Annotated in this window: 18 protein-coding genes; 8 read left to right on the top strand and 10 right to left on the bottom strand. The window is 68.4% G+C overall.

Annotation, left to right across the window (positions count from 1 at the left end; genetic code table 11):
• Nucleotides 1-111 precede the first annotated feature (111 nt).
• Both HWX87_RS01395 and HWX87_RS01390 read left to right on the top strand, forming a co-directional pair.
• Entirely contained in the window at nucleotides 112-1,047 is a 936-nt protein-coding gene (locus tag HWX87_RS01395; protein ID WP_176045308.1) for a DMT family transporter, read from the top strand.
• Nucleotides 1,048-1,338: 291 nt separating this feature from the next.
• Nucleotides 1,339-1,713: a hypothetical protein gene (locus tag HWX87_RS01390; RefSeq protein WP_176045307.1), complete on the top strand. Its 375-nt coding sequence runs from the start codon at nucleotides 1,339-1,341 to the stop codon at nucleotides 1,711-1,713.
• A 146-nt stretch (nucleotides 1,714-1,859) separates the two neighbouring features.
• On the opposite strand, the gene HWX87_RS01385 is transcribed toward HWX87_RS01390, so the two are convergent.
• Together HWX87_RS01385 and HWX87_RS01380 are read right to left on the bottom strand one after the other, a co-directional pair.
• Nucleotides 1,860-3,377 (bottom strand): CoA-acylating methylmalonate-semialdehyde dehydrogenase, encoded by a 1,518-nt coding sequence (locus tag HWX87_RS01385; protein WP_176045306.1) that lies wholly within the window; start codon nucleotides 3,375-3,377, stop codon nucleotides 1,860-1,862.
• 48 nt (nucleotides 3,378-3,425) lie between these two features.
• Complete coding sequence (locus HWX87_RS01380; protein WP_176045305.1) at nucleotides 3,426-4,781, bottom strand: aspartate aminotransferase family protein; 1,356 nt, start codon at nucleotides 4,779-4,781, stop codon at nucleotides 3,426-3,428.
• Nucleotides 4,782-4,886: 105 nt separating this feature from the next.
• Between HWX87_RS01380 and HWX87_RS01375 the strand changes: the two genes are divergently transcribed.
• On the top strand, nucleotides 4,887-5,840 hold the full coding sequence (locus HWX87_RS01375; protein WP_176045304.1) for a LysR family transcriptional regulator: 954 nt from the start codon (nucleotides 4,887-4,889) through the stop codon (nucleotides 5,838-5,840).
• A 178-nt stretch (nucleotides 5,841-6,018) separates the two neighbouring features.
• Here the strand turns inward: HWX87_RS01375 and HWX87_RS01370 are convergent, their stop codons facing one another.
• From HWX87_RS01370 to HWX87_RS01360, 3 genes are read right to left on the bottom strand one after another with little or no spacing between them, the layout of a single operon-like run.
• A complete protein-coding gene (locus HWX87_RS01370) occupies nucleotides 6,019-7,275 on the bottom strand; it encodes an MFS transporter (protein WP_176045303.1) in 1,257 nt (418 codons plus the stop codon).
• Nucleotides 7,272-7,607, bottom strand: a complete 336-nt coding sequence (locus HWX87_RS01365; protein ID WP_176045302.1) for a hypothetical protein — start codon at nucleotides 7,605-7,607, stop codon at nucleotides 7,272-7,274. Before HWX87_RS01365 ends, HWX87_RS01370 begins: the two co-directional genes overlap by 4 nt.
• A 37-nt stretch (nucleotides 7,608-7,644) precedes the next feature.
• The gene (locus HWX87_RS01360) at nucleotides 7,645-8,115 is read right to left on the bottom strand and encodes a MarR family transcriptional regulator (protein ID WP_176045301.1); all 471 of its coding nucleotides are present in this window, start codon (nucleotides 8,113-8,115) and stop codon (nucleotides 7,645-7,647) included.
• A gap of 167 nt (nucleotides 8,116-8,282) precedes the next feature.
• Between HWX87_RS01360 and HWX87_RS01355 the strand changes: the two genes are divergently transcribed.
• Entirely contained in the window at nucleotides 8,283-8,774 is a 492-nt protein-coding gene (locus HWX87_RS01355) for a 2,4'-dihydroxyacetophenone dioxygenase family protein (RefSeq protein ID WP_176045300.1), read from the top strand.
• Nucleotides 8,775-8,873: 99 nt separating this feature from the next.
• Here the strand turns inward: HWX87_RS01355 and HWX87_RS01350 are convergent, their stop codons facing one another.
• Complete coding sequence (locus HWX87_RS01350) at nucleotides 8,874-10,022, bottom strand: epoxide hydrolase family protein (RefSeq protein WP_176045299.1); 1,149 nt, start codon at nucleotides 10,020-10,022, stop codon at nucleotides 8,874-8,876.
• Between the two features lie 76 nt (nucleotides 10,023-10,098).
• A complete protein-coding gene (locus HWX87_RS01345) occupies nucleotides 10,099-11,046 on the bottom strand; it encodes a GlxA family transcriptional regulator (protein ID WP_176045298.1) in 948 nt (315 codons plus the stop codon).
• Nucleotides 11,047-11,182: 136 nt separating this feature from the next.
• Here HWX87_RS01345 and HWX87_RS01340 point away from each other — a divergent pair, with 136 nt between their 5' ends.
• Both HWX87_RS01340 and HWX87_RS01335 read left to right on the top strand, forming a co-directional pair.
• On the top strand, nucleotides 11,183-11,977 hold the full coding sequence (locus HWX87_RS01340) for an SDR family oxidoreductase (protein WP_176045297.1): 795 nt from the start codon (nucleotides 11,183-11,185) through the stop codon (nucleotides 11,975-11,977).
• A gap of 333 nt (nucleotides 11,978-12,310) precedes the next feature.
• Nucleotides 12,311-14,107: a sensor domain-containing diguanylate cyclase gene (locus HWX87_RS01335; protein ID WP_244137578.1), complete on the top strand. Its 1,797-nt coding sequence runs from the start codon at nucleotides 12,311-12,313 to the stop codon at nucleotides 14,105-14,107.
• 70 nt (nucleotides 14,108-14,177) lie between these two features.
• Here the strand turns inward: HWX87_RS01335 and HWX87_RS01330 are convergent, their stop codons facing one another.
• From HWX87_RS01330 to HWX87_RS01320, 3 genes are all read right to left on the bottom strand, one after another.
• Complete coding sequence (locus HWX87_RS01330) at nucleotides 14,178-15,539, bottom strand: MFS transporter (protein WP_176045296.1); 1,362 nt, start codon at nucleotides 15,537-15,539, stop codon at nucleotides 14,178-14,180.
• A gap of 86 nt (nucleotides 15,540-15,625) precedes the next feature.
• Nucleotides 15,626-16,978, bottom strand: coding sequence for an MFS transporter (locus HWX87_RS01325; RefSeq protein ID WP_176045295.1), 1,353 nt, complete (start codon nucleotides 16,976-16,978; stop codon nucleotides 15,626-15,628).
• Between the two features lie 182 nt (nucleotides 16,979-17,160).
• Nucleotides 17,161-18,120, bottom strand: a complete 960-nt coding sequence (locus HWX87_RS01320; protein ID WP_048245347.1) for an MBL fold metallo-hydrolase — start codon at nucleotides 18,118-18,120, stop codon at nucleotides 17,161-17,163.
• Nucleotides 18,121-18,297: 177 nt separating this feature from the next.
• Between HWX87_RS01320 and HWX87_RS01315 the strand changes: the two genes are divergently transcribed.
• Together HWX87_RS01315 and HWX87_RS01310 are read left to right on the top strand one after the other, a co-directional pair.
• Nucleotides 18,298-19,956 (top strand): IclR family transcriptional regulator C-terminal domain-containing protein, encoded by a 1,659-nt coding sequence (locus HWX87_RS01315; protein WP_176045294.1) that lies wholly within the window; start codon nucleotides 18,298-18,300, stop codon nucleotides 19,954-19,956.
• A gap of 231 nt (nucleotides 19,957-20,187) precedes the next feature.
• Nucleotides 20,188-20,331, top strand: a complete 144-nt coding sequence (locus HWX87_RS01310; protein WP_176045293.1) for a hypothetical protein — start codon at nucleotides 20,188-20,190, stop codon at nucleotides 20,329-20,331.
• The last annotated feature ends 198 nt before the right edge of the window (nucleotides 20,332-20,529 follow it).

Genomic DNA, 20,529 nt, shown 5'->3' with positions numbered 1-20,529 from the left:
CATCCCGCTGAATCAGCCTGCAGCCCGGCCTTCTGTCGGCCCGGCATTGCCAGCCGCGCGCGGTTGCGCACGCATGGCCGCACGCGCTTTCCTTTCGAGAACCCACCTCACATGAACGCTCCCGCCCCACCCGCCGCCATCGTCGCCACCCGGCCGCACGCGGCCATCTACGTGAAGCTCACGCTCGTCGCGCTGTTCTGGGGCGGGACGTTCATCGCAGGCCGGATCCTCGCCGCGACGATGTCCGCGACCTCGGCGGCCACCGGCCGCTTCGCGATCGCCGCGCTGATGCTGGTCGTGCTGACGTGGAGGATCGAAGGCGGCCTGCCGAAACTGAGCGGCCGCCAGATCGTGACGACCTTCGGCCTCGGCGCGACCGGCATCTTCCTGTACAACGTGTGCTTTTTCGCGGCGCTCGCGCGAATGCCGGCCGGACGCACCGCGCTGTTCGTCGCGCTGAATCCGGTCGCCACCGCCGTGCTGCTGTCGATCGTCGTGCGCGGGGAACGCCTGTCGCTGTCGCGCTGGGCCGGCATCGCCGTCGCGCTGTTCGGTGCGCTCGTCGTGATCAGCCGCGGCGACCTGCTGCGCGTGCTGACCGATCTCGGCAACACGTTCGGCGCCGGCGAACGCTTCATGCTGTGCGCGGTGCTGAGCTGGGCCGCCTATACGGTGATCGGCCGGCGCGCGCTCAATGGGCTGTCGCCGCTCGCGGCCACGACGTATGCGGCGCTGTGGGGCCTCGCACTGCTGATCGTCGCGCACCTGTTCGGCTCGTCTGCGAGCGGCGGCACGCCACTGACGTGGCAGGCCATCGCGTCGATGCTCTATCTCGGCGCGATCGGCACGGTGGTCGCATTCGTCTGGTATTCGCAGGGGATCCGCGAACTCGGGCCGGCCCGCGCGGCCGTGTTCACCAACCTGGTGCCCGTGTTCGGCGTGCTGCTGTCGGTCGCACTGCTCGGCGAACCGCTGTCGCCGTCGATGCTGGCCGGCGGCGCACTCGTGATCGCAGGCGTCGCGCTGACCAATCGCGCGAGGCGCTGACGCACGGGCACGCGCGGCGCACAAGCGGGGACGGATGTCGATTACCGAAGCGGAGCATGGCGGCGATCGCCCCCTATTGCGTGACGCAGACGCGGCCGATGCGCCCCCGATGTTCTCGCAGCCCCGCCAAAAACCGCCTATCGTGAATGGAGCGCTCCGTTCGCCGCCATTCGACCCTGCGTCGCTCGCACCGGCGGCGACGGCACCGCGTTCCGGCACCATTCATCGCGATCCTGGCGCACGCTCGCCCGTGCGCGATCGCGGCCGCCCACCGGATTACAGGAGGCCCTCATGAAAGCCGCGCTGCTCGTCAGCTCCACCCTGCTCGCCATTGCATCCGCTACGGCGTCGGCTCAAGGCTCGATCACGAAAGTCGAAAACGGTGCGCTCGTCGCCGCGAACGGGATGACCGTCTATACGTTCGACAAGGACAAGGCCAACGCCGGCACCAGCGCGTGCTCGGGCCAGTGCGAATCCTTCTGGCCACCCTACAAGGCCAGTGCGACCGACGTTCCGGTCGGGCCCTACACGATCGTCAAGCGCGACGACGGAAGCCCGCAATGGGCGTACAAGGGCAAGCCGCTGTACTTCTTCTCGAAGGACATGAAACAGGGCGATCGCAACGGCGACAACTTCAAGGACATGTGGCACGTGGTCACGCCGTAAGCATCGTTCCACCGTCCTCGGCGTCCGCCGCGCGGACATGAAAAAGCCCGCCCGGATCGTCGATCCGGGCGGGCCTGTTCGCAATCTCGCCGGCCGCGTTGCATCGTCCGCCGCCTGGCGGGCGACGCATGCAGCCAGGCAGCGCGTCAGCGGCTCGACGGGAAGCTGAACACCGTCCCTTCACGCACGCCGGCCGACGGCCAGCGCTGCGTGATCGTCTTGCGCTTCGTGTAGAACCGCACGGCGTCCGGGCCGTACGCGTGCAGGTCGCCGAACAGCGAACGCTTCCAGCCGCCGAACGAGTGGTACGCAACCGGCACCGGCAGCGGCACATTGATGCCGACCATGCCGATCTGGATGTTGTCGCCGAAGTAGCGTGCGGCCTCGCCGTCGCGCGTGAACAGGCACGTGCCGTTGCCGTACTCGTGCGCGTCGATCAGCGCCATCGCTTCGTCGAGCGACTTCAGGCGGATCACGCCGAGCACGGGCCCGAAGATCTCGTGCTGGTAGATCGGCATGCCGGGCTTCACGTTGTCGAACAGGCACGGGCCGAGGTAGTAGCCGCCGTCGTGGCCGTCGACTTTCACGCTGCGGCCGTCGACGACGAGCGTCGCACCGGCTTCCACGCCGGCTTCGACGAAACCCGTCACCTTCTCGAAATGCTGCTGCGTGACGAGCGGGCCCATGTCGACGCCTGCGCCGTTGCCCGGGCCGACCTTCATCTTCTCGATCTCGGCCTTCAGCCCCGCGACGACCTTGTCGCCCGTCTCGTCACCGATCGCGACGACCAGCGGAATCGCCATGCAGCGCTCGCCGCACGAGCCGTACGCGGCGCCCATCAGCGCGTTCACCGCATTGCCGATATCGGCGTCCGGCATCACGACCGCGAAGTTCTTCGCGCCGCCGAGCGCCTGCACGCGCTTGCCGTGCGCGCAGCCGGTCGAATAGATGTATTCGGCGATCGGCGTCGAGCCGACGAAGCTCACGGCCTTCACGCGCGGATCGGTCAGGATCGTGTCGACCGCTTCCTTGTCGCCGTTCACGACGTTCAGCACGCCCGGCGGCAGGCCGGCTTCGAGCGCAAGCTCGGCCATGCGCAGCGTCGACGACGGCGTGCGCTCGGACGGCTTCAGCACGAACGTGTTGCCGCAGGCGACGGCCATCGGCCACATCCACAGCGGCACCATCACCGGGAAGTTGAACGGCGTGATGCCGGCGGCGACGCCGAGCGCCTGGAACTCGCTCCACGAATCGATCGCGGGGCCGACGTTCTTGCTGTGCTCGCCCTTCAGCAGCTCGGGCACGTAGGTCGCGTATTCGACGTTCTCGATCCCGCGCTGCAGTTCGCCCATCGCATCGGCGAGCACCTTGCCGTGCTCGGCCGTGATCAGCGCGCACAGCTCGTCGGCGTGCTCTTCGAGCAGCGTCTTGAAGCGGCTCATCACGCGGGCGCGCTTCAGCGGCGGCGTGTTGCGCCACGCCGGGAACGCGGCCTGCGCGGACGCGATCGCGGCTTCGACGGTCAGCTTGTCGGCGAGCGCGACGCTCTTGTTCGATTCGCCGGTGGCCGGGTCGAACACCGGCTGGACGCGGCTGCCGCCGTCGACGCGCTTGCCGTCGATCAGGTGGCCGATGGTGGAGGTCACATTGCTGTCGTGTTTCATCGTTGAGGCTCTTTCGTGAATTCGGTTATCGCGGGGACGAGCGGCGGCTCAGTCCACTTCGTTCAGCGCGTCGGACAGCGCGTTGACCAGGTTGTCGATCTCGCGCTTCTCCGAGATGAACGGGGGCGCGAGCTGGATCGTGTCGCCGCCATAGCGCACGTAGAAACCCTTCGCCCAGCAGCGCATCGCGATCTCGTACGGGCGCCGTGCGGGCTCGCCCGGCAGCGCCGCGATCGTCAGGCCGGCAGCCAGCCCGTAGTTGCGGATGTCGGTAATGTGGCGCTGGCCCTTCAGCCCGTGCACGGCCGCCTCGAAATGCGGCGCGAGATCGCGCACGCGGCCCACCGCGTCTTCCTTCACCAGCAGGTCGAGCGCCGCGACGCCGGCCGCGCACGCGACCGGGTGCGCCGAATACGTGTAGCCGTGCGGGAACTCGAGCATGTACTCGGGGCCGCCCGCGGCCATGAACGTCTCGTAGATCTCCTTCGTCGCGATCACGCCGCCGAGCGGCTGCACGCCGTTCGTCACCTGCTTCGCGAAGTTCATGATGTCCGGCACCACGCCGAACGCATCGGCGCCCGTCATCGCGCCGGCACGGCCGAAGCCCGTGATGACCTCGTCGAAAATCAGCAGGATGTCGTGCGCGGTACAGATGTCGCGCAGGCGCTTCAGATAGCCCTTCGGCGGCACGACCACGCCCGCCGAGCCGGAGAACGGCTCGACGATCACGGCCGCGATGTTCGACGCGTCGTGCAGCGCGATCAGTTCGAGCAGGCGGTCGGCCAGCTCGGCGCCGTGCTCGGGCATCCCGCGCGAGAACTTGTTCTCGGCGAGTTGGGTGTGCGGCAGGAAATCGGCGTCGAGACCCTGGCCGAACAGCTTGCGATTCGGCCCGATCCCGCCGACCGAGATGCCGCCGAAGTTCACGCCGTGATAACCCTTCTCGCGGCCGATCAGGCGCGTCTTCGTGCCCTTGCCCTTCGCACGCCAGTACGCGCGGGCCAGCTTCAGCGACGTATCGGCCGCTTCCGAACCCGATCCCGTGAAGAACACGTAGTCGAGGCCGGCCGGCGTCAGGTCCTTGATCCTGTTCGCGAGTTCGAACGATTTCGGGTGGCCGAACTGGAATGCCGGCGCGTAGTCGAGCTGCGCGACCTGGCGGCTCACGGCTTCGACGATTTCCGTGCGGCCGTGACCGAGGCCCGTGCACCAGAGGCCCGACAGGCCGTCGAAAATCTTGCGGCCTTCGCCATCCGTGTAATACGCGCCCTTGCCCGACACGATCATGCGCGGATCGGCCTTGAACTGGCGGTTGGCCGTGAACGGCATCCAGTGCGCGTCGAGCCACGCGGCGTCGGTGCGGAGGTTCGTATCGTCCTGCTGGGCGGTGGTGATGTCGGTCATGTCGGTCGGCGCGGCGCGCCCCTCCTCCTTGTGTTGATGTTGCACATTGTCGGGACGCCAATTAGTCTTTTGAATATCGCAATATCAATGTTCACTTGCTCAACCATGCAAGCAAAGAAACCGAAGAGCCGTGCGTTGCTCGGGCAGCTCAGCGACATGGATCTCCGCCTGCTGCGGGTCTTCAAGGGTGTCGTGCAGTGCGGAGGGATGGCGGCGGCCGAACTGGAACTGAATATCGGCATCTCGACGATCAGCCGGCACGTGAAGGATCTCGAAACGCGCCTCGGCCTCGTGCTGTGCCGGCGCGGCCGCGCGGGCTTCACGCTGACGCCGGAAGGCCAGACGGTCTATGAGGAAACGCTGCGCCTGCTCGCGTCGATGGAAGCGTTTCGCAGCAGGATCGACGGCATTCACGACAAAATGGGCGGAGAACTGCACATCGCAGTGTTCGACAAGACGGCCACCAACGCGCATGCGCGGCTCGGCGACGCGATCCGCCAGTTCGCCGACGAAGCGCCGGACGTCGCGCTGAACCTGCACGTCGCGTCGATCAACGAGGTCGAGCGCGGAATCATCGACGGCAGTTATCAGGTCGGGATCATTCCCGCGCACCGCAACTCGGGCAGCCTCGAGTATTCGGAGCTGTTCGACGAACGGATGCTGCTCTACTGCGGCCGCCAGCATCCGCTCTTCGATGCGCCGCACGGCAAGCTCACGTGGACGACGATCCGCAACCACGCGTTCGCCGGGCTCGGCTTCCATTCGCCGAACATGGAGTTGAGCCACCGCGCGAAGCTCACGCGCAGCGCGACCGCGTCGGACCAGGAGTCGATCGCGACGCTGATCCTGTCCGGCCGCTATCTCGGCTTCCTGCCCGATCACTACGCGGAAAGTTTCGAAAACAAGGGGCTGATGCAGCCGATCGCGCCGCACCGGTTCAATTACCGGTGCCGGTTCGTGAGCCTGCTGCGGCGCTCGCCGCGGCCGTCGCGGGCCGCGCTGCTGTTCCAGTCGTGTCTGGAAGCCGCGCATGCGACGGCGGCGCGGCCGGCTGGGTAGCCGCCGCTCGCGAAGCATCCGGCTCCCGGTGTGCGGTGTGCGGTGTGCGGTGTGCGGTGTGCGGTGTGCGGTGTGCGGTGTGCGGTGTGCGGTGTGCGGTGCGCGGTGCCGCAGCATGCAAGCGGTTGCGGGACGGACAAGCTCGGCGGCTGTATCAGCGCCCCGCCCGGTCACCCGCTCACACGCCGTCGTATCGGTCGAGCGCGCCGTCGGCTTGCGCTTGCGCGCGGCTGCGCTTCACGAAATGCGTGGCGACGAGCGCCGCGGCAAAACCGGACGCCGCGCCGACGCCGAGCGCCCAGCGCGGGCCGAGATGGTTCGCGACCCAGCCGGCCACCGGCGCGCCGATCGGCGTGCCGCCGAGCGCGACCGCGAGGCGCAGCGCCATCACGCGGCCGCGCATCGCCGGCTCGGTGGACAGTTGCATCAGGCTGTTGGTCGAATTCATGAAGGTGATCGCGGCGATCCCGGTCAGCACGAGCGCGGCGGCGAACAGCCAGTAGCTCGGCGCCAGCGCGGCGAACGTGCAGCCGAGCCCGAACAGCGCCGCGCCGAACCACAGATGCCGGAAGCGCGGCTGCTCGCGGCGGGCCGCAAGCAGCGCGCCCGACACCGTGCCGACGGCCATCATCGACGACAGGAAACCGAACCCGCGCGCATCGACGTGAAACACGCTGGCGGCCATCGTCGAGATGAACAGCTGGAAATTGAGCCCGAACGTGCCGATCAGGAACAGCATCACGAGGATCGCCTTCAGGTCCTCGCGCCGCCACACGTAGCGGAAGCCGTCGAGCAGGCCACCGCGCGAGCGGCCCGCCCGCAGGTTCGCGCGCAGTTCGTCCTCCCGGAGCAGCAACAGCGACACCAGCACCGCGAAGAAACTGAGCCCGTTGGCGACGAACGCCCAGCCGGTGCCGACCGACGCGATCATGAAACCCGCCGCCGCCGGGCCGATCATCCGCGCGGCGTTGAACGACGTCGAATTGAGCGCGACGGCATTCGCGAGTTCGCGATCGCCGACCAGTTCCGCGACGAAGGTCTGCCGCACGGGTGCGTCGAACGCTGCCGCGCAGCCGAACAGGAACGCGAACACGTAGACATGCTCGAGCCGCGCGACGCCCGCGACCGTCAGCGCGCCGAGCGCCAGCGCCAGCACGCCCATCAGCGCCTGCGTCGTCATCAGCAGCTTGCGCTGGTCGAAGCGGTCGGCTGCGTAGCCGGTCCACGGCAACAGCAGCAGCTGCGGCCCGAACTGCAGCGCCATCACGGTGCCGACGGCCGATGCGTCGTGGTGCGTGAGCTGCGTGAGCACGAGCCAGTCCTGCGCGGTGCGCTGGACCCAGGTGCCGATGTTCGACACCAACGAACCGATTGCCCACACGCGATAGTTGAAACTGCGAAGGGAACGAAACACGCCTGCCGCCGGTACGCTCATGGCCGCTCCCGGTCGGGCTCGTTGCCGCCGTGCAGCTCGCCGAAGCGCCGCGCGAGGAACAGGCCGAGCGCGAGGATGCCGAGACCGAGCGCCGCCGCATCGGCCGTGACCCGGAGGTCGAAATCCCCGACCCGGCACACCAGCACGTAAGCCATCACGAGGTTCGCGACGCCCCACACGACATTCACGGTGGACGACGACAACCCGCGTCCGGGCGGATTCGCGAACGGCGTCTGGAACGGCTCACCGCGCAACCCGCTGACGAGATGCGGCACGACGTTCGCGAGAAATGCGCCGCCGAAGAAGTACGACACGAGATGCGGGAGGTTCATGGTCAGGCGGTCCTTTCGGCGTGCGGGTCGATGCGGTTCACGGGCGGGCGGGATCCTGGAATTCGGCAAGCCGCTGCAGCAGCTTCACGGCCGCCGCAAGCTCGGCCTGCTCCGCTTCCGACAACTGCGCGTGCAGCGCACGGAACAGCCAGTCGTCCTTGGCCGCACGGTTGGCCTGCAGCACCTTGCGGAAACCGGGCGTGAGCGCGATCAGCGTCTGGCGGCCGTCGGTCGGATCGGGCGCGCCGCTGACGGCGCCGAGCGCCTCGAGCGTCGCGACCGTCACGCGCATCGACTGCGGGCGCACGCTTTCGGCACGGGCCAGCGCCGACACCGTCGCCGGGCCGTCGCGGTCGAGCCGCAACAGCACCGATTTCTGCGACGAAGTGAGGTCGTTCGGATGGGCCTGCTCCCGCATGCGCCGCATCAGCTTGCTGACCGAGATGCGGAGTTCGCCGGCGAGACCGGCAAGCGGGAGCGCGTCGGAGGGGGACGATGACGTGTTCATGGCGCAAAGATAGCACATCGACAGTTTAACTGTACAGTTTGACTGCACATTTCAGGCTGTAAGGATCGCGCGTTCGGCTGCGTCTGCATCGATGAGAACGGCCGCGTACAGCCGTGCGATCCGGCTCTGCGATAATGCGGGCTCCCCAGTTCCCTCCGCCTCCCGCCATGACGCAGCTGTCCGCCCCGCTCTCCACCGACCTGCCGCCGATCTCGTGCCTGCCCGGCGACGCGCTGCCGTGGCTGCCGATGAGCGCCGACCTGCCGGGGCTCGCGATCAAGTACCTGCACATCAATGCGGCCGAGGACACGCTCACCGCGCTATTGAAGATGCCGGCCGGCGGCACGCTGCCGCGCCACCGTCACGACGGCGAGGTGTTCGTCCATACGCTGCAGGGCGCGTGGCGCTATCTGGAGTACGACTGGGTCGCGCACGCCGGCTCGACGGTGCTCGAACCGGCCGGCTCTGTGCACACGCCGGAAACGCTCGGCGCGCCGGGTGAGGACGTGATCACGCTGAACGTGATGCGCGGCGATCTCGTGCTGCTCGACGACGATGGTAACGAGACCGCGCGCGAGAACTGCCGCGTCGCGCTGCTGCGCCAGCGCAAGCATGCGCGCACCGCGCCGGACGACGCCGCGCCGTTCGTCACGCGATAGGACAGGAGGCCGCGCGGCGCGATCCGCAAGGTGCCGGCTCCCGTCGATGCCCGGTTGGCCGCCGGCGGACTTCGCCGGCCTCCCGGATCGACCCGCGCGTTACCGAAAACGCCGGAAAAAACGCCGAATATCGTTGGCCAGCAGTTCCGGCTCCTCCAGCGCAGCAAAATGGCCACCGCGCGGCATGTCGGTCCACTGCGCGACGTCGAACACCCGTTCGAGCCAGCTGCGCGGCGGGCAGCTGATTTCCTTCGGAAAACGCGCAAACGCGACGGGCACCGCCACGCGCTGCCCGGCCGCGAAGCGCATGGGCTGCAGCCGGTTTTCCCAATACATCTGCATGGACGAACCGATGCAGCCGGTGAACCAGTAGAGCGAGATTCCGGTCAGCAGCGTGTCGTGCGAAAACCGCCGCGCGACGTCGCCGTCGCAATCGCTCCACGCGCGGAATTTCTCCGCGATCCACGCGGCCAGCCCGGCCGGCGAATCGTTGAGCGCGACGGCCAGCGTCTGCGGCTTCGTCATGTGCACATGCGCGTATCCGCCTTCCAGCGCGGCCCATTCGCCGCGCTGCGTCGCGAAGGCCCGTTCGTCCTCGGTCAGCGGCGCAGCCGCGTCGGTCGGCGGTTCGTAGCTGCCGGGCAGATAGTTCAGGTGAATCGCATCCACCACGTCGGCATGTCGCGCGCCGAGCGCAATCGACACGCCTGCGCCGAGGTCCCCGCCTTGCGCACCGAAGCGGCGATAACCGAGACCGGACATCAGCGCCGCCCAGCGGTCGGCGACCTGAAATGCCGCCATGCCGGGCGCCTCGGGCGCCGGCGAGAACAGGAAGCCCGGCAGTGACGGCACGACGACGTCGAACGCGTCGTCCGGATCGCCGCCGAACGCCCCCGGGTCGCAGAGGCGATCGATCAGCGCCTCGAATTCGAAGACGGAACCCGGCCAGCCGTGCGTGATGACGAGCGGATACGGCCTCGGCCCGACGCCGCGTCGATGGATGAAATGCACGCGCTGTCCGCCGGCGTCGGCGACGAATTGCGGCAGCCGGTTCAGCGCGCGCTCCGCCGCACGCCAGTCGAAGCGTTCGGCCCAGTATGCGGTCAGCTCGCGCAGCCACGCACCGTCGACACCCTGCTGCCACGCCCCGGCCGGTGTCAGCATCGGTGCGCGCGTGTCTCGCAGGCGTCGGCGCAGGTCATCGAGCGCGTGATCGGGAATCGCAATGTCGAACGGGGCGGCGTGCATCGTGTCTCCTCACGAATAATATCGACGAGATTCTGCGCGTTTTCTTCAAACCGCACCGAACGCCTCGCATCCGCGCTCAGGCCGGCTCCCGCGCGTCGCGCCGCATCGCCTGCGGCGGCACGCCGAACCCGCGCACGAACGCCTCGCGCATGTGCCGGCGGTCGCGAAAACCGTTCTCCTTCGCGATCACGTCGAGCGGATGGCGGCTCTGCTCGATCATCAGCCGCGCGGATTCGAGCCGCAGCCGCTCGATCGCCTTCGCCGGCGACTGCCCCGTTTCGAGCGTGAACACGCGGCTGAACTGGCGCGGGCTCAAGTGAACGGCTTCGGCCAGATCCTCGACGGTCAGCACGCGGCCGAGGTTCTGCCGCGCATAGTTCAGCGCGTTCTGGATCCGGTCGGATTTCGGCGCGAGATCGAGCATTTCCGAATGCTGCGACTGGCCGCCGGCGCGGCGCTGATGCATCACGAGCTTGTGCGCGACCGAGCGCGCGGCATCGGCGCCCAGATCCTTTTCCACCATCGCGAGCGCAAGGTCCAGCCCGGCCGTCATCCCGGCCGAGGTCCAGATCGGACCGTCGACGATGTAGATCCGGTCTTCCTCGACGCGAATCTCCGGGTACTGCCGCTGCATGTCGCGGCCGAACGCCCAGTGCGTGGTTGCGCGGCGTTGCGCGAGCAGACCGGCCTCGGCCAGCACGAATGCACCGGTGCAGATGCCGGCGATCCGGCGCGCACGCGCATTCGCACGCCGCAGGTAGGTGACGACGCCGGCCGGCGCCGGCGCGGCGAGCGGATCGTTGACGCCCGCGACGATCCACGTATCGACGTCGATCCGCCCGCGCAGCGCGCGCGTCGCGACCGACAGCCCGAGCGACGAGCGCACGTCGCCGCCGTCGACCGAATAGTTGTCCATCACGTAGAACGGCTCGCGCATGCCCATGTTCGCGTACTCGAACACCGACTGCGCGGCGAGCGCCATGATCTGGAAGCCGTCGGTGATCAGAAAGCCGATTCGGTGCATGAGGGGTCTCCGGTCCCGGGCGCGGTGGTCGGCCCGATGTCCTGAATCATACCCATCTACGTCATTTGTGTCGCGACGCTTCGGAGCCAGAATGGCTTCACGCCATCCGGCCAACCCCACCGAAACGGAGCACATCATGACGCAAGCACATCGCGGTACCGCCCTCATTACCGGCGCATCGTCGGGCATCGGCGCCGTCTACGCAGACCGCCTCGCACGCCGCGGCTACGACCTGATCCTGGTCGCGCGCAATCGCGACCGGCTGAGCGCCCTTGCCGAACGCATCACGAACGACACGCAGCGCAGCGTCGAGATCGTCGACGCGGACCTCAACGACCGCGCGGCGCTGGCCGCCGTCGAGGCGAAGCTGAAACAGGACGCGAGCATCACGCTGCTCGTGAACAACGCGGGCATCGGCACGCATGCGCCGCTGCTCGACAGCGACGTCGACGCGATGACGCGCATGATCGACCTGAACGTGACCGCGCTCACGCGCCTGACCTATGCGGCCGTGCCCGGCTTCGTCGCACGCGGCGGCGGCGCGGTGATCAACATTTCGTCGATCGTCGCGATCTCGCCGGAAACGCTGAACGGCGTGTACGGCGGCAGCAAGGCGTTCGTGCTCGCGTTCAGCCAGTCGCTGCATCACGAACTCGCCGGCAAGGGCGTACAGGTGCAGGCCGTACTGCCCGGCGCAACCGCCACCGATTTCTGGCAAACGGGCGGCCTGCCGCTCGAGCACCTGCCGAAGGAAATCGTGATGACCGCGCCCGACATGGTCGATGCGGCGCTCGTCGGCTTCGAGCGCGGCGAACTCGTGACGATCCCGTCGCTGCATGCGGGCGACGAATGGGACGCTTACGAGACCGCACGTCGCACGATGGCACCGCACCTGTCGGCCGATACGCCCGCGCCGCGCTACGCGAGCTGATCGATCGCGCCGGCCCCGTGCCGATCGGGGCCGGTCATCGCATCGCCCCCCGGACGCGGCGCGGAAAACGGGGCCGCACGGCGAATCGGCCGACGGTCATCCGGCGTTCGGCGGCACGTTTCCGGGCGCGCGCCGAACGCTCGATTGGTCTGCGGGAACGCGCTCCGGATCCGTTCTCCGCCGGCACAAATGACCGACGCCAGCGACCGATTTCGACTCGCTTGCCACGCATTCCGCGCGACAGTAAGCTCTGCGATTGCAGTCCCCCAAGCAGCCTCGTTCGATCGGCATTCGTCCGATTACGAGGGCAATCGTCCGTTGCGGAATTCGACCATGCGGTTCCGTATGTTCATCACCGAGACCGGCGACGCGCCGGCCTCTGCGCGCGATTCCGCCGACGGCCAGCCGGCGCTTCCGCCGCTGCCCGAACTCGTCGCCGTTTGCCGCATTGCGCGTGCGCAGGCACGCACGGCCGGCGCATTCGTCGCGCGCGCCGAGGCCGGCACGCAACACGTGCTCGCCGCCGACGGCACCTTGCCCGATCCGCTTCCCGCCGACTGCCTTCCGCCGCACGTCGAACGCGATCCGTCTGCCGGCAGACGATACGTCGTACACGACCCACAACGCGACGACGCCCTGCTTTTTGCGCCGCAGATCGTCGCGGCCTGTGAGCTGGCCGCGCCCGACGGCACGACACTCGGCACGCTGTGCATCGTCAACGACACCCGCCTGATGCTCGACGCCACGCAATGCGCGCTGCTGCTCGACCTCGCGGTCGTGGCCGAGCGCGTGCTGGCCCGCGCCATCGCGGAAGCTGCGTTGCGCAACCGGCTCGCGCGCGTCGAGGAGCACAGCACGCTGACGTCGCTTGCACTGACCGAAAGCGGCACCGGCGTGTGGGACCGCAACGTGGAGAACGGCGAGATCCGTTACTCGCCGGCGTGGAAGGCAATGCTCGGCTATGCGCCGCACGAACTGAGCAGCCGGATCGAGGATGCGTACGAACGCCTGCATCCGGACGACGTCGACGGCGTGAAAGCCGCGATGCTCGCGCATTTCGAAAGCCGGACCGACAGCTACGAAGTCGAGCACCGCATCCGCTGCAAGGACGGCACGTACCGGTGGATTCGCAGCCGCGGCAAGGTGATCACTCGCGACTGCCATGGCCGTGCGCTGCGGATGGTCGGCACGACCACCGACATCACCGCGCTGCGCGAACTCGCCGCGCGGTTGCGCGACTCGGCCGCGCTCGTCACGGATCTCACCGACCAGGTGCCGGGGCTCGTATTTCAGCTTCGGCAGACCGCCGGCGGGTGCCGCTTCTTCTCGTATGCGAGCGCCGGTGTGCGCGACATCTACGAACTGACGCCCGAGCAGCTCGCCCGCCACGCGGAAACGGTCGAAATGCGGATCCATCCGGCCGACCTGGTCGCCTATCGGCAGTCGCTGCAGGAATCGTCGGTGCACCTGACACCGTGGCGCCTCGAGTATCGCGTGCTGCTGCCCGGCCAGGGCCTGCGCTGGCGCGAAGGCGATGCGCGCCCGCAGCGCACGGCCGACGGCGGCACCGTATGGCACGGCTTCATCACCGATGCGACCGACCGCAAGCACATCGAGGCCGAACTGCACCGGATGGCGACGACCGACCACCTGACGCAACTGTCGAACCGGCATGCGTTCATGCGGCAAAGCGAAGCGGCGCTGCGTGGCGTGCGCGCGACCGGGCGGGCCGCCGCCGTGCTGATGCTCGATCTCGATCATTTCAAGGCGCTGAACGACCGCTGGGGCCACCCGCTCGGCGATCGCGCGCTCCGTCATTTCGCGCGGCTGCTGCTCGCGGAAACCGGGCCGGACAGCATCGTCGGCCGGGTCGGCGGCGAGGAGTTCGCGATCGTGCTGCCGGGATCGGATCTCGATACAGCGCTGGCCTTCGCGCGGCGCGTGCAGCAGCGCGCGCTGCAGACGCAGCTCACGCACGAGGACGAGCAGGTCGTGGTGACCGTCAGCATCGGCATCGACGCGATGCGCGAATCGGACTTCGGCGCCTACCAGTCGCTGTCGCGCGCCGACAAGGCGCTCTATCTCGCGAAGGAACGCGGCCGCAACCGGATCGAGGTGTATCGGGCCTAGCCGCGGCGCCCGCTTCCTCCGCGAACGGAACGACGGCATCGCGCCACCGCCCGCTCGCGCGCCATTGCCGTCAATGCGCGGCTTCCGCCCGTGCGCCGGCCTCGCCGCGCCGCACGCCCAGCAGCATCGCGACCGCGCACGCGGCCAGCAGCGCCGCGATCATCAGCATCGCCGGATCCATGCTGCCGGTTCGCGTGCGGATCAACCCGACGAGCCAGGGCGTGATCATCCCGCTCGACACGCCGATGCTGCTGATCAGCGCGATCCCGCCCGCCGCGCCGGCGCCCGAGAAATACGCGGACGGCACGGCCCAGAACACCGGATGCGCGGCGAAGATCAGCATCGCCGCGATCGACAGCAGTGCCATCATCGCGACGATGCTCGGCAGGTGCAGCGTCAGCAGCGCGAGCGCCACTGCACCGCCGAACGCGCACGCGGCGAAGTGCCGGCGCCGTTCGCGCTTGCGGTCCGAGCGTCGCGCGATCACGATCAGGCCGGCCGCGCCGATCGCGTTCGGCACGACCGACAGCAGGCTGATCTGCACCACGTCGCGGATGCCGAATTCGCGGATCATGAGCGGCATCCAGAACAGCAGCATCAGCAGCGCGGTGGTCAGCGAGAAATAGATGAACGCGAACAGGTACGTGCGCGGTTCGGCCAGCACCTGCCGCAGCGAATGCGGCGCCTGTGCGCCCGAGCCGGCGCGATCGGCGGCCAGGTCGGCCGCGAGCCGCTGACGGTCGGCGTCGGACAGCCAGCGCGCGTGCTCGGGGCGATCGCACAGCCAGAACCACGCGATCACGCCGAGCACGATCGCGGGCGCGCCTTCGATCGCGAACATCCATTGCCAGCCGTGCAGCCCCATCACGCCGAACATCCCGCGCATGAGCCAGCCCGACAGCAGCCCGCCGACCATCCCGGCCACCGCGACGCCCGCGTAGAAGATCGACAGCACCGAAGCACGCCGCCGCGCCGGGTACCAGTAGGTCAGGTAGAACACCACGCCCGGGAAGAACCCGGCCTCGAACAGCCCGAGCAGGAAGCGCAGCACGTAGAAGTGCTTCGCGCTGTCGACGGTAATCATCGCGACCGACACCGCGCCCCACAGGAACATGATCCGCGCGAACGTGCGGCGCGCGCCGAAGCGGCGCAGCAGCGCGTTGCTCGGCACCTCGAACAGCACGTAGCCGACGAAGAACAGCACCGCGCCGAGGCTGTACATCGCGTCGGTCAGGCCGAGATCCTGCCGCATCTGCAACTGCGCGAAGCCGATGTTGCTGCGATCGAGGATCGACACGATGTAGCAGATGAACAGGAACGGGATGATCCGCATGCCGATGCGGCGGTACAGCGCGTCGTCGCCGGCCGCGTCCGTTGAACCGGCGCCGGATGCGACGGCCGGTGCGGCGTGCGCTTGAAGAGGGGCTGACATCGAACGTCTCCTCGATGGATTCGGGTGCGGACGGGGATGAAGCGCCGGTCGCCGCTGCCCGCGGGCAGCAACCGGCCCTGGTTCGCTCAGCTGCGCTGCGCGCTTTCGCCCTTCACGCCGAGCATCAGCGCGGCGCCGCTCACCACCAGCAGCGCGGCCAGCAGGTACACGGCGAGATCCATGCTGCCCGTGCGCGTGCGGATCATCCCGATCACCCACGGGCTGACGATGCCGCTCGTGATCCCGATGCTGCTGATCAGCGCGATCCCGGCGGCGGCCGCGTTGCCCGACAGGTAACGGGTCGGCACGGCCCAGAAGATCGGCAGCGCGGCAAAGATCAGCGTCGCCGCGATCGACAGGCACGCGAGCATCGCCGCGAAGCTATGCAGGTGCAGCGTCAGCGCCGCGAGCGCGAGCCCGCCGCCGATCGTGCAGCACGCGAAGTGCTTGCGGCGCTCGCCGGTGCGGTCCGAGCGGCGCGCGATCAGGATCAACCCCACCGCGCCGACCGCGTTCGGCACGACCGTGTACAGGCTCACGGCCACGACGTCGGTCACGCCGAAGTCGCGGATCATCAGCGGCATCCAGAAGTTGAGCGTCAGCGACGCGCAGGTCAGCGAGAAATAGATGAACGCGAACAGGTACACGCGCGGATTCGCGAGCGCGGCCATCACGCTGCGCCCGTCGTGCGCGCTGCCGTGCCCACGGCCGTCGGCACACAGCGCGGCGACGCGCGCCTTTTCGTCGGACGTGAGCCACGCGGCGTCCTGCGGCCGGTCGACGAGGAACGTGAACGCAGCGAACGCGAGCAGGATCGCCGGCGCGCCTTCGATCGCGAACATCCATTGCCAGCCGTGCAGCCCGAGCACGCCGCTCATGTCGCGCATGATCCAGCCGGACATCAGGCCGCCGAGCACGCCGGCCACCGCGACGCCCGCGAAGAACACCGAGATCGCCGCCGCGCGCCGGTTCGCGGGGAACCAGTAGGTCAGGTACAGCACGATGCCGGGAAAGAAACCGGCCTCGAACACGCCGAGCAGGAACCGCAGCACGTAGAAATGCGACGGCTGCGACACGAACATCATGCCGGTCGACGCAATGCCCCACAGCAGCATGATCCGCGTAAACGTGCGGCGCGCGCCGAACCGCGCGAGCAGCATGTTGCTCGGCACTTCGCAGAACACGTAGCCGACGTAGAACACCGCGGCGCCGAGGCCGTACATCGCATCGCTGAAACCGAGATCGTGCTTCATCTGCAACTGCGCGAAGCCGATGTTGATGCGGTCGAGAAACGACACGACGTAGCAAAGGAACAGGAACGGGACGATCCGCCACGCGATCTTGCGGAACAGCTGCGCGTCGCTGAATTCGGATACGGAAGTCGGCGCCGAGGCACTCGCGTGCGCGAGCGTCGCTTCGGCGGGAAGCGATTGGGGCATGTCTCTCTCCAAACGGGCCGCGCGATTCGAGCGCGCAGCAGTCTCCGAGGGCGTGCATGCGCCCTGCTTTCTTGTGAGACCGGATACGGCTGCCGGCGCCGCGGCGCAGTGCCGCCGCGGATGCCGCAGCCCTCAGGGAAACGGCGAAGCGTTCATGTCGACGCCCCGCCGCCGCGTGCCGCTCAGTCCTGCAGCGCGGCCCACATGTCCTTGTCGCGCTGCGCGGTCCAGATGCGCGGATGCGTGATGCCGCTCGCCTCGTCGAACGCGCGCGACACGTCGAACGGCAAACAGTGTTCGTAGATGAACACGTGGCCGAACTTCGGGTCCATCGCTTCGCGCGTGAGCGCCATCGACGCCTTCAGGTCGAGATTGCGCTCGACGGCCTTGCGGCCCTGCGCGAGCAGCGTCGTCACGAAATCCTTCGTGTAGTCGAGGCCCTTGTCGACTTCGGCCGGATTCAGCAGCGCGGGGCCGCGGCCCGGCACGAGCTTCTCCGCGCCGAGCGCACGCAGCGCCTCGAGCGTGGCCGGCCATTGTTCGAGCTGCGCGTCGCCGCAATAGCACGCGGCGTCGTATTCGACGAGGTCGCCCGAGAACAGCACCTTCTGCGACGGCAGCCACACGATCGTGTCGCCCTTCGTGTGGCCCGAGCCGACGTGCATGATCTTCACTTCGAGCTTGCCGAGGAACAGCGTGATCTCGCGCTCGAACACGAGCGTCGGCCAGGTCAGGCCCGGCACCGTCTCGACGCCGGCGAACAGGCGCGGGAAGCGTTCGATCTCCGACTTCATGTCGGCCTCGCCGCGCTCGACGATCATCTCGTACGTGCCGCGGCTCGCGATCACGTGCTGCGCGCCTTCGTCGAAATACGCGGACGCGCCGAGCACGCGCACCGCGTGGTAGTGCGACAGCACCACGTGCTTGATCGGCTTGTCGGTCACGCTGCGGATCTTCGCGATCAGGTCCTGCGCCATCGCGGGCGTCGCGGTCGTGTCGACGATCAGCACGCTGTCGTCGCCGATGATCACGCCCGAGTTCGGGTCGCCTTCGGCGGTGTACGCGTACGCGTTCTCGGACAGCTTCGTCCAGGTGACTTTCTTCTCTTCCAGATCGGCTTGGGAGGCGAATGCTTTGGCCATGTTGCGTTCCGTGGCTGCGAGCCATGTGTTGAGGGGAGTGAGCGGATCATCTTCCCGCGCCGATTATTTGTCAATGACAAAGTCGCTTGCTATTGTCTAATACGGGTAAACCTGCGGGCTGGCGCGATAAATGGCGTCGGATACCATGCGGGGTTTCGTCAACGGAAGAATCATCGCGTGCAGAACCACGAAGTCAGCGCAGACGACGCGCCGCCCAAGGCGCAGCGCGGGATCCAGAGTGTCGAGGTCGGCGGCCGGCTGCTCGACGCGCTCACGCGCCGGCGCAAGCCGCTCGGGCTGTCGGAGCTGGCTGCGGCGGCCGACCTGTCGAGCGCGCAGGCGCATACCTATCTGGTCAGCCTGACGCGGCTCGCGCTCGTGAAGCGCGATGCGATCACCGGCAACTACGAGCCGGGCCCGCTGTCGCTGCGGCTCGGGCTGATGTCGATCGAGCGCCAGCCGGCCTACCGCGCGGCGCTGCCGCACGCGGTGCAGCTCGCCGAAGCCGTCGGCCTGAGCGTCGCGCTGTCGGTGCCGGGCGCGCTCGGCCCGACGATCGTGCGCATCGAGCACGGCGGCTATCCGTTGCACGTGAACCTGCACGTCGGCTCGGTGATGTCGCTCGATACGACGGCCACCGGCCGTGTGTTCCGCACGTTCGGCGACACCGCGCAGCTCGACGCGATGGCGGCCAGCCAGGCCGGCGCGGGCGATTCGCTCGCGGGCGCCGAAGACGAGCAACACGCACCTGACGCCGACGCGCAGCAAGCCGAGCGCGAAGCGATTCGTACGCGCGGTATCGAACGCAGCATCGACCGGCCGAGCCCCGGCGTCAGCGCGATGTGCGTGCCCGTATTCGACGCGCACGGCCGTCTGCAGCTTGCGTTGACGGTGATCGGTTCGAGCGGGTCGATCGATGTCGACTGGGACGGACCGATCGCGACGGCGTTGCGCGCAGCGGCACGGCAGGCCACCGCGTCGCTCGGCGCGGCAAGCTCGAACCAGGCTGAACCGCCGCCCGCGCCGGCGGCTGGCGCGACTCGCGTGCCGCCGGCATTGGGCGACGACGCGAAGGCGCAGCGCGGGATCAATGCGCTCGACAGCACCGGCGAACTGCTTCTCGCGCTGGTGTCGGCCGGCCGTGCGCTGCCGCTGCGCGATCTCGCGGCGGCGGCCGGGATGCCGGCCGCGAAGGCGTTTCCGCATCTGGTCAGCCTGCAGAAGATCGGCCTGCTCGGCCGCGACGACGCCGGCTGCTTCGACGGCGGCCCGCTCGCGCAGGCGCTCGGCCTGATCGCGATGCAGCGCGTGTCGCCGACGCGCGACGCGGAAGCCGAGATCATCGCGCTGGCCGCCGCGACCGACATGAGCGTCGCCGCCGCGACGCTCGGCCCGCTCGGCCCGACCGTGATCCGTCTCGAAGAATCGGCGCGGCCGCAGCACGTGAGCCTGCAGGTCGGCACCGTGATGTCGCTCGTCAATACGGCGATCGGCCGGATCTTCGCGTCCGGCATGTCCGACGACGTGCTGGCAGACCTGCTCGCCAACGAGCCCGTGCGTCTCGCGGGCAGCCGCACCGCGCCGGACGACGCCGTATTCCGCGCACGGCTCGCGGCGATCCGCGCGGACGAACTCGATTTCGCGTTCGACGCGCCGGTGCCGGGCATCGGCACGGTCGCCGCGCCCGTGTTCGATCACACCGGCAGCATCCGGCTCGTGATCGCGATCATCGGCTCATCGCGCGGCTTCCCGCGCGGGCCGGACAGCGACCTCGCGCAGACGCTGCTCGCCGCTACGCGGCGACTGTCCTGGCGGTTCGGGTGGATCGGACGGTAATCCCGCCCCTTTTCCCCGACGCTCGAATCCCCCTTGCTCTGTTCCCGCGAGGCCGCGCCGGCACGGCCTCGGCACGCCCGCGCGTCACGTAAAGGCAGCCGTTATTCATGTTGCATGGCAGCAACATAAAGTGCCAGGAATTCTCATATAACGAAATCGCATTTCACAAGGCGGTGGTGTTTCGCTATGATTAGGGTTATCCCTAACTCGCCACCTATATGGGGCTTCGTCATGCAAACGTCCAATGTCTCCAACCGTTCCACCGAATCCACTGGCTGGCTCGCACGTGTGAGCGAGCTGCTTGCAGAAGCGTGGGCGCTCCACCTCGAGAACTGCGAAGTCATCGCTGAAGCACACGCGCGCCTGCCGCGCTGAGCGGGACGCCGGCCGCCAACCAGCGGCAACCCCTCCGCCTGATCCGCTTGCCCGGACGCGCGCCGCCTGTGGCCGCTGCGTCGGGCATCGGAATGCGGTGGTGCTGACCGACGTGGAAACATGCCGGGCGCGTCCCGGCTGATGAATGCGCTAACCGCGTCGGGAGCGTTTCAAGGTCGTTTTACGGCCACGTCAAGC

It is taken from the genome of Burkholderia sp. BCC1644 (assembly GCF_902833225.1).
Lineage (GTDB): Bacteria > Pseudomonadota > Gammaproteobacteria > Burkholderiales > Burkholderiaceae > Burkholderia.
The sequence above is the reverse complement of the archived record's forward strand: the minus strand, read 5'-3'. Positions and strand labels throughout refer to the sequence as shown.